Below are 16,673 nucleotides of genomic sequence, written 5' to 3' on the forward strand. Positions count from 1 at the left end.
AAGATTCTTAGTATTGTTATATTTTAAAACTAATTATTTTATATTTTAGTTTTAAAAACATAGAATATGAAATCAATTTTATTATTCATTGCAATATTATTATTCTCATTCACTGGCACTTCACAAACAAAAAAAGACAGCCTTAACAAAGTTGTCCGTGAACGAATCAATAATATTCAACAAACACAAGCTGATAATCCTTATTTCACAAAACAAGAAATTGAAGAGGAATATGTAAGTGAAAATAATACATTTCAAACTTTAGCAAAACCCAGTGAGAATAGTGATTTAGCTAATTACTTTAAGATTTACTTAGAATCTAACCTTTTAAAGAAGATTGATTTCTCTACAATTAAATCTTCTTACTTATACAAAAACATTTCAAATAGTAAATTTAACTATACCATTCGATTAACTTTTGAAATAAATAAAAAAAAGAAGCCAACTAATTTTCATATCAATACAGGAAATAAAGAACTAGATAGAAAAGTCATTGAAGTTTTTAAAAAATATCCTTTAGAAAAATTATCACTTTCAGAAGTAGACAAGCATGGAAAAATCAGTATTCAACTATTTGCCAAAGAAAATAAAAATATCATAATAAAAGCAAGTACGTTCCCTGTCGTTGACCAATTACCGATTGCAAAAGGTTGCGAAAATCTTCAAACAAACTGGGAAATCAATAGCTGTTTGTATGAAAAACTAAACGAATATATTATACAGAATATTTCACTTAAAACCATTAGTGAACAGAATCTGCGAGGTGAAATCATTTTTAGTCCACGATTTTCTATTAATGCTGAAGGAAGGATTGTTAAGGCCAATTGTATAGCTCCAAATAGCATTATAAAAAATGAGATTGATCGCGTAATATCGTCATATGATCAAATATTGACTCCTGGAACTAGAAACAACAAACCCAGAAATACGTATTGCAACACTTACAGAACACTAACCATTAAAGATTTGAATTAAAAGCAGCAATCAATAAACTCTTTTTTACTTTTCAGTTGTTTCACGCTTAAAGTTCATATAATTTTAATTCTTTGATAATGAACCAAAAACAAAAAATCAATATTTTTATTATACTTGATTTAGATTATAAAATTCCATTTTTATAACAATTCTAAAAAAAAGAGTTAATTTAGTAACCGCTTTTTTTCAAAATTTCGAACATTTGAAGAAAGATGTTTCAATTAAACCAAGTGTTTATTTGAAATCAAGTGCCCTAGCCCTGATGGGAACGGCATCTCCCGATTTAGAAAACAATGCTTTTTAGCCGTAGTTTTTGTTTATCTGGAATATAGTGGACAGCACGACACGAGCGATAGTAAACTGACGAAGTAAACAGCTCCTTCCTTCGTCCATGCAAAAAAACAAATAGAATAATAAATTAAAATACCTAAAATGAGATTAGAAGATTTTGATAATGATGAGGACAAAGTAATTCAAGACCGTTTAAAACAAAAAACGTGGAATGAAATTAGAACAAATGACAGCTGGGCGATTTTTAAAATCATGGCCGAATTTGTAAATGGTTACGAAAGCATGGGACGTATTGGTCCGTGTGTATCTATTTTTGGTTCTGCGAGAACAAAACCAGACGACAAATATTATTTATTGGCTGAGAAAATTGCTTATAAAATCAGCAAGGCCGGTTATGGCGTAATTACAGGTGGAGGACCTGGAATTATGGAAGCCGGAAACAAAGGCGCACATTTAGGCGGTGGAACTTCGGTTGGTTTAAACATCGAATTGCCTTTTGAACAGCATTTTAACCCGTATATCGACCACGACAAAAACCTGAATTTCGATTATTTCTTTGTGAGAAAAGTTATGTTCGTAAAATATTCACAAGGTTTTGTGGTTATGCCGGGAGGTTTTGGAACTTTGGATGAAATGTTTGAAGCAATTACCTTAATTCAGACTAAAAAAATTGGAAAATTCCCAATTATTCTAGTTGGAGTTGAATTTTGGTCTGGTTTGATCGACTGGGTAAAAACTGTTTTGGTCGAAAAAATGCATACAGTAAGCCCAGAAGATTTGAACTTATTTAAAATCGTAGACACTGAAGATGAAGTTGTTGACGTTTTAGATAAATTCTACAAGAAATACGATTTGAGTCCAAACTTCTAATGTTTGAATTCTATATTATTATAAAAAAGAGAAGCTGTTTTTTAAAACAGCTTTTTTTATGCTATTTTTACATAAAACCAAAATAACAGAACACACGTACATTAAAGATACAGTCCAAAATTTTACGCCAAATTCTTGAAATCATTATCTAAAATTATAATCCTTATTTTTGTTTTATTCAGTTCAGTAAAACAATACGGCCAACATCAATCTAAGATGGAAGTTGCGGTAAATCTTGAACTTAAAACACTAAATATCAAGCAGGATATTACGTATCACAATACTTCTAATGATACTTTAGTTTCGATAGTTTTGAATGACTGGAACAATGCATTTTCAGATAAAAACACTCCGCTTGCCAAACGTTTTTCGGATGAATTTTATAGAGGTTTTCACGTGGCTAAAACAACAGAAAGGGGAAATACAACAATTTTAAACCTGACTGATACTGATTTTATGGCGCTTGAATGGGAACGAACTGCCAAGAATCCCGATTTTATTGTGGTCAGATTAAACCGAAAGCTGCGTCCTGGAGAACAAATTGATCTTCATATTACCTATATTGCTAAAATTCCGAGCGACAAATTTACACATTACGGTTTTGATCAAAATGGCGGAATGAACTTAAAAAACTGGTTCCTAAGCCCTGCCCGATTTGAAAATCATCGTTTTACAAAATACAATAATTTCAACCTAGATGACATCGCAAATGCCGTTACAGATTATCAAATTGAAATAAAAGTACCTGCCAACTACTCGATTACTACCGATTTAAATTCGATTTCAAAAGATGCTTCAAATCCTCTATTCAGTACGTATTCGTATTCTGGAAATAATAGAATAGATTTCAATTTAATAATCGAAAAACAAAATAATTTTAAAAGTTACAGCAATGGTTCTTTAGAAGTTCTTTCGGATTTAAGCAATAAAAAAATCAGCGAAACTCAAAAAGCAATTGTTATTAATAGAGTTACCGCTTTTGCTAACGAGTTCATCGGGAAATATCCATATGAAAAAATCACTGTTTCGCAGGCTGATTATAATCGAAATCCGTTTTACGGACTCAATCAGCTTCCTTCCTTTATAAGTCCGTTTACAGATGAGTTTATGTTCGAAATTACTTTTTTCAAAACCTACCTCAACAATTATCTTAAAAACAGTCTTCGTCTTGATCCAAGAAAAGACAACTGGATTTTTGATGGAATTCAGATTTACGCCATGATAAAATACATGGAAGAGAATCATTTGGATCAAAAAATGCTCGGCAACCTTTCTAAAATGAAACTCTTTAACAGCTATAACATCACCAATTTAACTTTTAATGAGCAATACAGCTATTATTATATGCTGATGGCTCGTAAAAATCTGGATCAACCTCTTGGAGATCCAAAAAACACGTTAATAAAGTTTAACGAACAAATTGCGAGTAAATACAGAGCTGGTCTAAGTTTAAGCTATTTAGATGATTACTTAAACCATAGTATTGTACCAGAAAGCGTACAGGAATTTTACAATCTGAATAAACAAGAACAAACTAACCGATATGATTTTGAAAAAATACTAATTAATAAAAGTCCTAAAAAAATCGATTGGTTTTTTAAAACGATTATCGATTCTCGTGATATTATTGATTACAAATTTTCGAGTGTTTCTAGAACAGCAGACAGCATTGCTTTTTCGGTTAAAAACAGAACGGGTATTTATGCTCCAATTCCTATTTTTGGACTTAAAAAAAATGAAGTTGTTTTTAAACAATGGATTGAACCTCTAGAAAATGATTCTGTTTATCATTTTGATCGTAAAAATGCAGACAAAATCGTTATAAACTACGACAATGAAGTTCCTGAGTTTAACCAGAGAAACAACTGGAAGTCGTTAAAAACGCTTGCCATTACCAATCGTCCGATAAAATTTAATTTTGCAAAAGATCTGGAAGATCCTTACTACAATCAGATCTTATATATACCTACGCTATCGTATAACCTATACGATGGTTTTACGCCCGGAATGCGTTTTCATAATAAAACCATTCTGGACAAACCGTTTACATTTGATATTACTCCTGCCTATTCAATTAAAGCCGGAACTCTCTCAGGATCATCAGCTTTTGTTTGGAGCGAAAATTATCGTCACAGCACCTTGTATAATATTCGTTATTCTATTAGTCAAAACTATTATCATTACGCACCAGATGCCACTTATTTGCGTTTGAATCCAATGGTTCAATTTAGAATTCGTGAAGAAAATTTTAGAGACAATAGAAAACAGCTCTTTATGTTTAGACAAGTAATTGTAAATCGAGAAGCGAGTACTTACATTACAGACAATTCTAAACCAAATTACTCTATTTTTAATGCTAGATATTCTAATACAAAAACAGAACTGATTAATCATTTCAGTTATATGAATGATATTCAGTTTTCTGGAGATTTTGGAAAACTTTCTGGAGAAGTAGAATACAGACGTTTATTTGAAAACAATCATAAATTAAATTTAAGGTTATACGCGGGAACTTTCCTTTACAACACAACAAATTCAGACTATTTTAGTTTTGGTTTAGACAGACCTACAGATTACCTTTTTGACTATAACTTTTTCGGAAGATCAGAAACCACAGGATTTTTTAGTCAGCAGTATGTTATGGCCGAAGGAGGTTTTAAGTCTAAACTTGCACCAGCATATGCTAATCAATGGATGACAACTCTAAATGCCAGCTATGCAATCTGGAATTGGATTGAAGTTTACAGTGATATAGGTTTGTTGAAAAACAAACATCAAAGCGAATATTTTGCTTATGACAGCGGTATTCGGTTAAATTTAGTTCCAGACTATTTTGAATTATATTTTCCAGTTTATTCTAATAATGGATGGGAAATCACCCAAAATAAATACAATGAAAAAATTCGATTCATAATTACCTTCTCGCCAAAAACATTAGTTAATCTTTTCACCCGAAAATGGTTTTAATTGAATTAATTTTAAACAAAAACATAAATAATTATCATTAAAATAACGAAAACAATAAAAATAACATAAATAAAATACGTAGTTTTTTGAATTTAAATACAAATAATTAAATTATATTTATTTTAAAGAATTATGATTATTAATTGTTTTTAAGTAATTTCGCAGTCTCAACATGACCCACAAGATTATGATAAAAGAAAAAAGCAATACTACTTTAACGTTTGAAGATTTCAAAACTGAAGTATTGAACGACTACAGAATTGCAGTTACAAGTCGTGAATGTAGCCTTTTAGGTCGTAAGGAAGTTTTAACAGGAAAAGCCAAATTTGGAATTTTTGGCGACGGAAAAGAAGTACCGCAGCTAGCAATGGCAAAAGCCTTTAAAAATGGAGATTTCCGTTCTGGTTATTACCGCGATCAAACTTTTATGATGGCCATTGGAGAATTAACTCCACAACAGTTTTTTGCTGGTTTATATGGTCATACTGATTTAAATTTTGATCCAATGTCTGCAGGAAGACAAATGGGCGGACATTTTGTTACGCACAGTTTAAATGAAGACGGATCTTGGAAAAACCTGACTAAACAAAAAAACTCAAGCTCAGACATATCACCTACAGCTGGACAAATGCCAAGATTATTGGGATTAGCGCAAGCTTCAAAAATTTACAGAAACGTTGACGGTATTACTATCAAAGACAATTTCTCGGTAAATGGAAATGAAGTAGCTTGGGGAACTATTGGAAATGCAAGTACATCTGAAGGTTTGTTTTTTGAAACCATAAATGCTGCAGGAGTATTACAAGTTCCTATGGTAATGAGTGTTTGGGATGATGAATATGGTATTTCTGTTCATGCAAGACATCAAACTACAAAAGAAAACATCTCTGAAATCTTAAAAGGATATCAACGTGATGAAGATTCTAAAGGATATGAAATTTTTAGAGTAAAAGGCTGGGATTATGCTGAATTAGTTTCAACATACGAAAGAGCCGGCGCTATTGCTCGTGAAGAACATATTCCTGTTTTAATTCACGTTAACGAATTAACACAGCCACAAGGACACTCTACATCAGGTTCTCACGAACGTTACAAAAATGCTGAACGCTTAGCTTGGGAAAGAGATTTCGATTGTATTCGTCAAATGCGTTTATGGATGATTGCAATCAATATTGCATCACCAGAAGAACTAGCAGAAATTGATTTTGAATTGAAAAAAGAAGTTCTAGAAGCCAAAAAAGAAGCTTGGAACTCTTTCATCAACCCGATTATTGAAGATCAAAAAAATCTTTTGGCTTTATTGGAACAAATTGCAGAAGCAAGTATCAACCATAAAGACAGAATTAAAAAATACATTTCAGAATTAAGTGCAATAAAAGCACCTTTAAAAAAGGAAATTTTAGTTTTTGCCAGAAAGATTCTTCGCTTTGTTGAAGTCCCAAACAGCAAAATGCTTTTATCAAACTGGATTACTAATTATATTGCAGTTACTCAAGAAAAATTCAGTAGTAATTTACATTCTGAATCTGAGCAAAATGTATATTCAGTAAAAAAAGTTTTACCTGAATATGGAGAAAATGCAAAACCAGATTCTGATGGCCGAATGATTCTACGTGATAATTTCGACGCATTATTCTCTAAATATCCAGAAACTTTGATTTTTGGTGAAGATGTTGGAAACATCGGTGATGTTAACCAAGGTCTTGAAGGAATGCAGGAAAAATACGGAGAACTCCGTGTTGCCGATGTCGGGATTCGTGAAGCAACTATCCTTGGACAAGGAATTGGTATGGCTTTAAGAGGCTTACGTCCAATTGCTGAAATTCAATATTTAGATTATCTATTATATGCTATACAAATCATGAGTGATGATTTGGCTACATTACAATATAGAACGGTTGGAAAACAAAAAGCACCATTAATCATCAGAACCCGCGGACACCGTTTAGAAGGTATCTGGCATTCTGGTTCTCCTATGGGAATGATTATAAATGCGATTCGCGGAATTCACGTTTTAGTTCCAAGAGACATGACTCAAGCTGCAGGATTCTACAATACTCTTTTAGAGTGCGACGAACCGGCTTTAGTAATTGAGTGTCTTAATGGTTACCGTTTAAAAGAAAAAACACCTTTAAACTTTGGTGAATTCAAAACTCCTATTGGTGTTGTTGAAACCCTAAAAGAAGGTTCTGATATTACTTTAGTTTCTTACGGATCAACTTTAAGGTTGGTACAACAAGTTGCAACAGAATTATTAGACTTAGGAATTGACTGTGAAGTAATTGATATTCAATCTTTACTTCCGTTTGATATCAATAAAGACATTGTAAAAAGTATCGCTAAAACAAACCGTCTATTAATAATCGACGAAGATGTTCCAGGCGGAGCTTCAGCTTTTATCCTGCAACAAATTTTAGAAGAGCAAGACGCTTACAATTATCTTGACAGCAAACCACAAACACTTGCTGCAAAAGCACACAGACCTGCTTACGGAACTGATGGCGATTATTTCTCTAAACCTTCTGCCGAAGATATTTTTGAGAAAGTATACAGCATGATGAATGAAGTTAATCCTTCTAAATATCCTAGTTTATACTAAGAATTTTAGAATGTTTTAGATAAAAAAAAGCTCCTAGTATTTGGAGCTTTTTTATTTTATAAGGAAAATCACCATAAAGTTTGTCATTTCGACGAAGGAGAAATCTTCACAAGCAGCTCAACAAAGATTGGAGATTAACTGCACGGAGTTTCTTACGAAGATTTCTCCTTCGTCGAAATGACAAAAAACGCGCATATTAAATTAGAAATCCGTTTAAATCTACGCTTTCGCAAAAGAGAATCTGTTTAATCAGTGTTCAAACTACGGGTAATTAAATATCACGCAACATCGCTCTGGCTCTTTCTAAATCTTCTGCTGTATCTATCCCGATTCCAACGTGTGTTGTTTCAACCATTTTAATGCGTTTTCCGAATTCTAAATAACGTAATTGCTCCAACTTCTCAGAAGCTTCTAAAGATTTCATAGGAAGACTGTAAAAGTCTAACAACGCTTGCTTTCTAAACGCATAAATTCCAATATGCTGAAAATAACGAACTCCAACATCTTTATCTCTTGGGTACGGAATTACTGATCTAGAAAAATACAATGCAAATTGCGATTGATCTACCACCACTTTTACATTATTTGGGTTATTGATTTCATCTTCATCTGTAATTTCACGCATTAACGAAGCCAAATCAATTTTCTTATCGGCATCATTTTTAAATACAGACAAAACCTGTTCTAATGGCGCAGCTTCTGTAAAAGGCTCATCACCTTGTACATTTACAACAATATCGACATCTAGATTGGCAACAGCTTCTGCAATTCGGTCACTTCCAGACTCATGTTCTTTGATGCTCATAATTGCTTTTCCGCCGTGAGAAACGATTTCATCAAATATCAAATCAGAATCAGTTACCACAAAAACATCATCAAACAACTTTGTCGAAACTGCAGCTTCATAGGTTCTTAAAATTACTGTTTTACCTCCTAAATCCTGCATAAGCTTTGCAGGAAAACGTGTCGAAGCATATCGTGCCGGAATTACCGCTATTATTTTCATTGTAAATCTTTTTTATGTAAAACAAATGTAACTATTCAAACCTAAGATAAAAAACATAATTACTGCAGATCGTTATAAAACTGACTGCCAATGTTTTAAAAAATAAAGTATATTTATCCGAAAAAAAAGTATGAGAAAATCGTCGATTCTGGTTCTGTTTTTATTGAATTTAACTTTTATTAATTCGGCTTTAAGCCAAAAAAATAATGCTGTTCCATTAAATGCATTTGCAAATCACATTTTTGACGGCAATGGTTATCAACCGCCGACAACTTTAAAATGGAAATTTAAAACCGAAGGTAAAATCTTCTCCTCACCCATTACCAAAAGCGGCATTGTTTATATCGGCAGTGAAGATGGCAATTTATATGCAATTGAAGAAAAATCTGGAAATCTAAAATGGAAATTCAAAACAGATGGCGCTATTCACAGCTCACCAAGTATTTTTGAAGATACCGTTTTCTTTGGAAGTTTTGACGGCAATTATTACGCGGTAAATACTAAAACAGGGAAACAAATTTGGAAATTTAAAACGGGCGGAGAACACTGGATGGGAGAAAAAGGCGGCGGAGGAATGAAACCTGAAACACAATACATGGATGACTTATGGAGTTTTTACCTATCATCACCAGTCGTATATCAAAATAAAAAAATAGCTCAAGTAATCTTTGGAAGCAGCGACGGAAACATCTATTCGCTTGATACAAAAACCGGAAATGTAAACTGGAAGTTTAAAACTAATGGTCCTGTTCATGGAACTCCCGTTATAGATAAAAACAAAGTTTTTGTTGGCGGCTGGGATGCTGTTTTATATGCTCTGAATGCCGAAACAGGAAAAGATATATGGCATTTTGCAACTTCTACGAAAATAGGCTTTAAAGGAATACAATCGTCTGTAACGGTTTCTGACGGAAAAGTATATTTTGGAGCGCGTGATCCTCACTTTTTTTCGCTTGATGCCGAAACAGGAAAATTAATCTGGAAATACGATGCTGAAAATTCTTGGATTCTAAGCACTGCTGTCATTACAAATGGAACTATTTATGTAGGAACTTCTGATACCTATGTTTTATTGGCTCTTGACGAAAAAACCGGCGCTGAAAAATACCGATTCAAGACAAATGGCTATGTTTATAACTCGCCTGTAATAGCAGGAAATACGATTTATTTTGGTGATTTCACTGGAAATTTCTTCTCACTGGATTTACTTTCTGACGGAAAAAAATCAAATACTATAAGCACTGATAATCGTAAACAATATGCCAATTCTATTTTGAAAAATGATCTTTTAGATTTTGGATATGCCGGTCAAAACGAAGATCTGTCCTACTACGATAACAACAAAAAAGTAATGGATCAATTTTACAAATTAGGTTCAATCCTTTCTTCTCCTTTTGTAAATAATAACACTATTTATTTTGGAAGTGCAGATGGATATTTATATGCTTATAATTTAGAAAAATAGACTACTTTGTAACCTTATCTGCGAAACGCATTTTACCGCAAAGGGCGCAAAGTTGCTTTATTCGCAAGGTTATATCAAACGCAAAAGTTCGCAAAGCTTTATCAATATAGCTTTGCGAACTTTTGCGCTTTATAAGCGTAATCCCAGACAAAATAACTTTGCTTGCTTTGCGGTAAAAATTCTACACAATTTTTACATAATTTTTACTGAGGTCATACTCAATGAACCTGCCAAAAGTTTATCATTGAACAAACTTAGTTCTTCTGATTTTTCTTTTAATCCTAAAGTATACAATAATGGCAAATAATGTTCTGGCGTTGGAACTGCCAATTGAACTGCTTTGTTCATTTTTTCGAAATCTATTAACGGCTTAAAATTCCCATCTAATAAATAATTATTTACCGTTTCTCGAGCTTCAATTGCCCAATCGTAACCGTAATTATCTTTATCAAAGTTTCTAAAATCAACCATTCTAAGATTATGCACAATATTACCGCTCCCTATAATTAAAACTCCTTTACGACGCAATGATTGTAGTTTTTGCGCCAATTCAAAATGAAATTGACCAGATTTAGTGTAATCAATACTCAACTGAATTACGGGAACATTCGCTTCTGGATATAAGTGCTTTATTACACTCCAAGCGCCGTGATCTAACCCCCAATGTTCATCTAAATCTACTTGAACTGGATCTAAGATTTTTTTAGTTTCTAATGCTAATTCAGGGCTTCCTTTTGCTGGATATTGTACATCAAATAATGCTTGCGGAAAACCTCCAAAATCATGAATCGTTCTTGGCATTTGCATCGAAGTAACTTTGGTTCCTTTAGTAAACCAATGTGCCGAAACGCATAAAATAGCATTAGGCTGCGGTAATGTTTTTGCCAAATTGCGAAAACCTGCCACAAACTGATTTTCTTCAATTGCATTCATAGGATTTCCATGTCCTAAAAACAAAACCGGCATTTTATCTGTATTCGAAAACGTTGACGAAATCGAATGTAAGTCGTTTAGTGTTGTCATCTTTTAAAATATTACAAACACAAATTACACAGATTTACACTAACCTTTGTCTAAAAAAATTCGTGCTAATTTGTGAAATTAGTGTTTTTATTCCTCAAAACTCTCATCTTTAAATCCTATCAAATATAACTTATTTTTAGCACGTGTCATAGCGGTGTACAACCATCTAATATAATCGCGATCGATGCCATTTGGTAAATAAGGCTGTTCTATAAAAACAGTATTCCATTGCCCTCCTTGCGATTTATGACACGTTATAGCGTAAGAGAATTTTACCTGCAAAGCATTAAAATATTCATTTTCTTTTACTCTTTGAAACCTTTTATACTTAGTCGTTTCATCTTCGTAATCTTTCATCACCTCTTCATACAAACGATTTGATTCTTCATAAGTCAATGATGGAGATTCACTTTTTATAGTATCTAAAAGCAATACTGTTTCAAAAGGCTTTTGATCTGGATAATCGACCATTCTTATTTTTACCCTTGCAAAAGTAAATCCGTACAGTTCCTTGATTCCAAACATTTCCAGAACCTCAATAATATCACCATTGGCAATAAAACCAGCTTCATCTGTTTCTTTAAGCCAAAAATAATTATTCTTAACTACCATCAAAAAATCGCCTACAGAAAGTTCACTTTCTTTAAACAAAATCCGAGTTCGAATTTGTTCATTGTATTGATTGGCTCTTTTATTAGATCGCACAATAAAAGCGGTATCTTCAATACTATAATTACTATAAGCCGTATTTATTGCATCTTGAATATCATAACCATCTGTAAGACGCACGATATCTTTAAACTTTTTTACATTGAATCTAAACTCGGTAATAAAGCTTTCCTTTAACAACTCGCGTAATTCTGTTGCGTTGAACAAAATTCCCGAGCTTTCTTCCTGACGCATTACCTCATCTAGTTCAATATGTTCAATTTCTTTATCGTAATGTATTCCAAGTGTTTGAATATCTAACGCTGGACTTATATCTAAATTTACCGGCGGAAGCTGTGCTGTATCTCCTAAAAGAATCATTTTACAATTCGTTCCAGAATAAACGTAATTAATCAAATCATCCAAAAGCGAACCGCTGTCTAAAGTGCTGTCTGAAATCATCGAAGCCTCATCGACTATAAAAACGGTATTTTTATGCTTGTTGAGTTGTTTCGTAAAAGCAACTCCTCCACCCGATGACTTTTTAGGAAAATATATTTTTTTATGAATCGTAAAAGCCGGCGTATTCGAATAATTAGCAATTACTTTTGCCGCGCGTCCAGTTGGTGCAAGCAAAACAAACTTTTTATTAATATCGCCAAGATTATTTACAATTGTCGAAATCACCGTTGTTTTTCCGGTTCCCGCATATCCTTTTAATACAAAAATGGTATCGTTAACTGGTTCGGTTAAAAAAATAGCTATTTTTTGAAAAAAAATATCCTGTTTGTATGTCGCTGCAAATGGAAATCTTTTTTGTAAAATGCCGTAAAACAATGCTGAATTCATAGAGAAAATTTGAAATACAAAGGTCGCTTTTTTTAATGGCAATGGCAATAATTTGAAACCATATAAGCAATGTAAGTAAACTTAAGATTACGCTAAACATCTTAACCGTTTGTTGTTGACATTACTTAAATCATCTTAAAAATTAAAACAAACATACTCTAGGCTTAAATCCAGATCTCACTTATATGATAAAGAAAACTTAACCTTACTTTAAAATGTTTTTGAAATTGTTTTTTGAAATTGCAATTATAATTGTTCCTTTTTAATTTGTAAGTTTGTAGTCGCCTTAAATTCTTTCTTGTAAAACAGGTAACGAATTGTAAATCAATATGTCATTACAAAACACTAACATTATTTCCAAAAATTATAAAAAACTTTCGATTCAGGTTTCACTGAACGGATTTTCATTTTGCTGTTTTGATACTTTAAATAATACCATAACTTCATTTAACGAAGTTCAATTTGATACTACTCAAAAACAAAATAAAATCGAGGACTTATTTTCAGCTTCATTTAAAAATTATCCTGAATTAAAAGAAACCTACGATGATATTCTAGTCATTCATAACAACAATCTTTCGACTTTTGTACCAACTGCTTTATTTGATGAAAATTATCTAGGCAGTTATTTACAATACAGTACAAAAGTATTTGAATCTGATTTTTTTACTTTCGATAAAATCTCAAATTACGAAATGAACTCGGTTTATATCCCGTACATAAATATCAATAATTTTCTAATTGATAATGTAGGATCTTTTGAGTACAAACACGTAAATAGTATTCTAGTCGAAAAAATTCTTGAAGGTTCAAGAAATAATGATGAGAAAAAAATGGTGGTAAACTTTAATCCAAATCATTTTGAGATTATCGTAGTTCAAAATCAAAAACTATTATTATTTAACTCTTTTGAATATCAAACTCCAGAAGATTTTATTTATTATTTGCTTTTTACAGCTGAACAAACCAATTTAAATCCGGAGATTTTTCAACTGGAATTGTTAGGCACAATAAACCAAAACGATCCATTTTATGCGATTGCATACAAATATATTCGTAATGTATCTTTCTTAGACGTGAGTGCATTACAAGAAAAAAACAATTATACAACTGCTCAGAATCAAAAACATTATATCTTATTTCAATCATGAGAATTATTTCAGGAAAATACAAAGGACGCCGCATTTTTCCGCCAAAAAACCTTCCTGTAAGACCTACGACTGATATGAGTAAAGAAGCATTATTTAATGTTTTGAATAATCATTTTAGTTTTGACGGCTTAAAGGTTTTGGATTTATTTTCGGGAACCGGAAATATCAGCTACGAATTTGCGTCACGCGGAAGTGCACCAATCACCTCTATTGATGGTGATTTTGGATGCGTAAAATTTATTAAACAAGTTTCGTCAGAATATGATTTTGACATTGCTGCTACCAAAAGCGATGTTTTTAAATTTCTGGAGAACTGCAAAACATCATACGATATTATTTTTGCCGATCCTCCTTATGGATTAGATCAAAACACTTTTGAAAAAATTGTTTTAACAGTTTTCGAAAGAGATTTGCTTCACGACGATGGCATGATGATTATCGAACATTCTAAATACACTAAACTAGATCATTTGAGTAATTTTTCATTTCAAAAAAGTTACGGAGGTTCATTCTTTAGTTTCTTCGAATTAAATTCGACAGATGACGATGAAGAATTACCTGGTGATACACCAATAAAAATTACGGAAGAAGACGAAGGATAGTTTTCCTTTTACAGCACAAAAAAACCTTGAAATTTCAAGGTTTTTTTATTCTATCTCACTCTGCTTTCATTCTCATCAATACTTTTCCCTTTAAACTCACTTTCTTTTACTTTTCCAAAAGAGTACTTTAACGCAATCGAAATTTCATGAGAGTCTACAACATATCGTGCTTTCGAACTGACAGCATTAATGGTAAAATTTTCGGTTCTAATCGTGTTTTTAAAAATATTATTCCAGCTTAAAGTACAATTCCATTTTTTGAAAAAAGTTTTCGAAACTGCTATATCAGCAACAAACATAGGGTTTCTTTCAAAAACGCCGACTTTCTGTTTTGTCAATCCCCAAAAATTCAATACAAAATTGTATTCCTTTGGAAGCTTAAATTCATTATTGGAGTAATAATAAAAATAAGGTTTTGAAGTCATAAATACTGCCGAAGCATCTTCAATTTTCTCTAAAATAAAAAGCAGTGAATTATTCGTTGTCCAAAACTTATAAGTAAAAGGCAATTCGAAATCAAGATTAAAACCTGCTTCTTTATCAAAATTTATATCCTTAAATGTCATTATACTATTCTCGTTATCAAACGTAAAACTGTTATAAACTGGATTTGTCTTTTGATAATAACTTAGCTTAACTGTTTTGTCGTGATACCGAAAAGTCGACGAAATTTCGTTGATTATGGTAGGGTCTAAAAATATATTTCTGGTGTATAAAAAATACGGATTTATATAGGTTGCTCCCTGACTTAAAGATGAATAATTGGGTCTTGATATGCTTTTTGAATAGTTTATACTAATGCTTTTTGTGCTGTCAATTGGAAATGTGAATTCTACTTTTGGAAAGAAATTCGTGTAGTTTTTATCGACCAAAGGCAATAAATCACTTTTAAATTTCCCATTAACATTCGTGTTTTCAATCCTGACTCCAAATGAAAAATCGACTTTTTTAATCTTGCCCGAAAACTGGCTGTATCCTGCCAAATTCTGTTCTTTAAAATCATAATTGCTTATTTCATCAACACCCGTTTTATAATAATAAATATCAATATCCGATTTTGAATTTGCTGATGAATACAATCCTCCTACTTCTAATTTCAGATCGTTTTTAAACTTTTTCTCCATATCAATTCTTCCCGAAAAAACATTCACTTTAAAATCCTGATCTCGATTTTGAGTTCTCTCAAATTGTGTATCATTAAAATTATCTTGCACATTACTCCAAGATTTTTGATCAAAATTTGAATACTGAAAACCACTAAAAACAAGCAGATCAATTGCTTTTATTTTCTTAGAATAATTCAAAAATGAGTTTACAAAATTCTTGTCTCCCTCATTATCACTATAAGTAACAACATTATTCTCTACATCCTTATTTTTATTATTGGTAATTGTATTTATAGGAAAAGTATCCGTCTGTAATTTACTATTGATACTAATCGAGAAATAATCCTCCTCGTTTATCTTATAAAACAAGCCGCCGCCAAAAACAAATTGTTTTCTTTTTGTTTGAGCCGTTACATCATATTTGGAAACGATTCCTGCATTTGGAATCTGGTAATCGATACTGTGATTCTCCCACGGATTTAAACGATTATAATTAAAGTTTGCTTTCCATTCTAATTTATTCTTTTTAAAACTGGAATTAAATCCGAGATAATTATTAAACTGTTTTTTAAAAGATGCTGTTTCAGAAATATCAGTTCTAAAACTGTCTTTTTTACTAAATTTTCTTGTAATCAAAATTACACATCTTCCTTCGGCTTCGTATTTTGCAGATGGATTTTGAATAATTTCGATAGTTTTAATATCGGCTGAAGCCAAAGCATTCAAATCATTCATTCCTGCTTTTTGATTGTCAATATAAATCAGCGAACTTCCTTTGCCTGCAATCGTAATACTTTCTTTATCTGGATTAACTAAAACGTCTGGTAATTTCGCCAGCAAAGCGACTGTATTTGGAATTGAATTGTAAATAGAATTGGCAACGTCAACTTTTATATTTCCGTTCGAGTTTGTAAAAATCTTTTTATTTTGATTGACAACAACTTCGTTCAATTGATTTGAAATCGAGTCTTTGGAAGTTTTATTTTGTGCATTTGCAATAAACGAAAGAACAAAAAGTAAAAGTGCTAAAAGGAGTTTTAATGGCATACAAAGTTTTTTTGTTTTGAGATGATGCAAAAATGCTTCTAAAAAAGAGTTGCGAAGGTTAATTGAAGGTTAAT

The 16,673-nt window shown here is 32.0% G+C and carries 11 protein-coding genes; 7 read left to right on the forward strand and 4 right to left on the reverse strand.

Features of this window, described 5'->3' with window-relative positions:
* Positions 1–66: 66 nt before the first annotated feature.
* The 4 genes from BOW57_RS16205 to BOW57_RS16220 all read left to right on the forward strand — a co-directional run bounded on the left by BOW57_RS16205 (position 67) and on the right by BOW57_RS16220 (position 7,702).
* Positions 67–975 carry a hypothetical protein gene (locus BOW57_RS16205; RefSeq protein ID WP_129055749.1) on the forward strand — a complete coding sequence of 303 codons (909 nt, stop codon included), beginning with the start codon at positions 67–69 and terminating at the stop codon, positions 973–975.
* A 432-nt stretch (positions 976–1,407) separates the two neighbouring features.
* On the forward strand, positions 1,408–2,136 hold the full coding sequence (locus tag BOW57_RS16210; RefSeq protein ID WP_089054389.1) for a TIGR00730 family Rossman fold protein: 729 nt from the start codon (positions 1,408–1,410) through the stop codon (positions 2,134–2,136).
* A gap of 216 nt (positions 2,137–2,352) precedes the next feature.
* Positions 2,353–5,103, forward strand: a complete 2,751-nt coding sequence (locus BOW57_RS16215) for an aminopeptidase (protein ID WP_129055751.1) — start codon at positions 2,353–2,355, stop codon at positions 5,101–5,103.
* A gap of 187 nt (positions 5,104–5,290) precedes the next feature.
* Entirely contained in the window at positions 5,291–7,702 is a 2,412-nt protein-coding gene (locus tag BOW57_RS16220; RefSeq protein WP_129055753.1) for a thiamine pyrophosphate-dependent enzyme, read from the forward strand.
* Positions 7,703–7,973: 271 nt separating this feature from the next.
* On the opposite strand, the gene kdsB is transcribed toward BOW57_RS16220, so the two are convergent.
* Positions 7,974–8,708, reverse strand: a complete 735-nt coding sequence (gene kdsB / locus BOW57_RS16225) for a 3-deoxy-manno-octulosonate cytidylyltransferase (protein ID WP_129055755.1) — start codon at positions 8,706–8,708, stop codon at positions 7,974–7,976.
* 130 nt (positions 8,709–8,838) lie between these two features.
* On the opposite strand from kdsB, the gene BOW57_RS16230 reads away from it, so the two are divergent.
* Complete coding sequence (locus BOW57_RS16230; RefSeq protein WP_129055757.1) at positions 8,839–10,173, forward strand: PQQ-binding-like beta-propeller repeat protein; 1,335 nt, start codon at positions 8,839–8,841, stop codon at positions 10,171–10,173.
* 192 nt (positions 10,174–10,365) lie between these two features.
* Here BOW57_RS16230 and ygiD read toward each other — a convergent pair whose 3' ends face one another.
* Positions 10,366–11,196: a 4,5-DOPA dioxygenase extradiol gene (ygiD, locus tag BOW57_RS16235; RefSeq protein WP_129055759.1), complete on the reverse strand. Its 831-nt coding sequence runs from the start codon at positions 11,194–11,196 to the stop codon at positions 10,366–10,368.
* Between the two features lie 87 nt (positions 11,197–11,283).
* Positions 11,284–12,693: an ATP-dependent RecD-like DNA helicase gene (locus BOW57_RS16240; RefSeq protein WP_129055761.1), complete on the reverse strand. Its 1,410-nt coding sequence runs from the start codon at positions 12,691–12,693 to the stop codon at positions 11,284–11,286.
* A 329-nt stretch (positions 12,694–13,022) separates the two neighbouring features.
* Here BOW57_RS16240 and BOW57_RS16245 point away from each other — a divergent pair, with 329 nt between their 5' ends.
* Both BOW57_RS16245 and BOW57_RS16250 read left to right on the forward strand, forming a co-directional pair.
* Positions 13,023–13,844 carry a DUF3822 family protein gene (locus tag BOW57_RS16245; protein WP_089054382.1) on the forward strand — a complete coding sequence of 274 codons (822 nt, stop codon included), beginning with the start codon at positions 13,023–13,025 and terminating at the stop codon, positions 13,842–13,844.
* Entirely contained in the window at positions 13,841–14,446 is a 606-nt protein-coding gene (locus BOW57_RS16250; RefSeq protein ID WP_089054381.1) for an RsmD family RNA methyltransferase, read from the forward strand. Before BOW57_RS16245 ends, BOW57_RS16250 begins: the two co-directional genes overlap by 4 nt.
* Before the next feature lie 50 nt (positions 14,447–14,496).
* Here BOW57_RS16250 and BOW57_RS16255 read toward each other — a convergent pair whose 3' ends face one another.
* Entirely contained in the window at positions 14,497–16,599 is a 2,103-nt protein-coding gene (locus BOW57_RS16255) for an outer membrane beta-barrel family protein (protein WP_129055764.1), read from the reverse strand.
* Positions 16,600–16,673 lie beyond the last annotated feature (74 nt).

Origin of the sequence: Flavobacterium sp. YO64, assembly GCF_004119505.1 — a bacterium.
In the GTDB taxonomy this organism is placed as follows: Bacteria; Bacteroidota; Bacteroidia; order Flavobacteriales; family Flavobacteriaceae; genus Flavobacterium; species Flavobacterium oncorhynchi.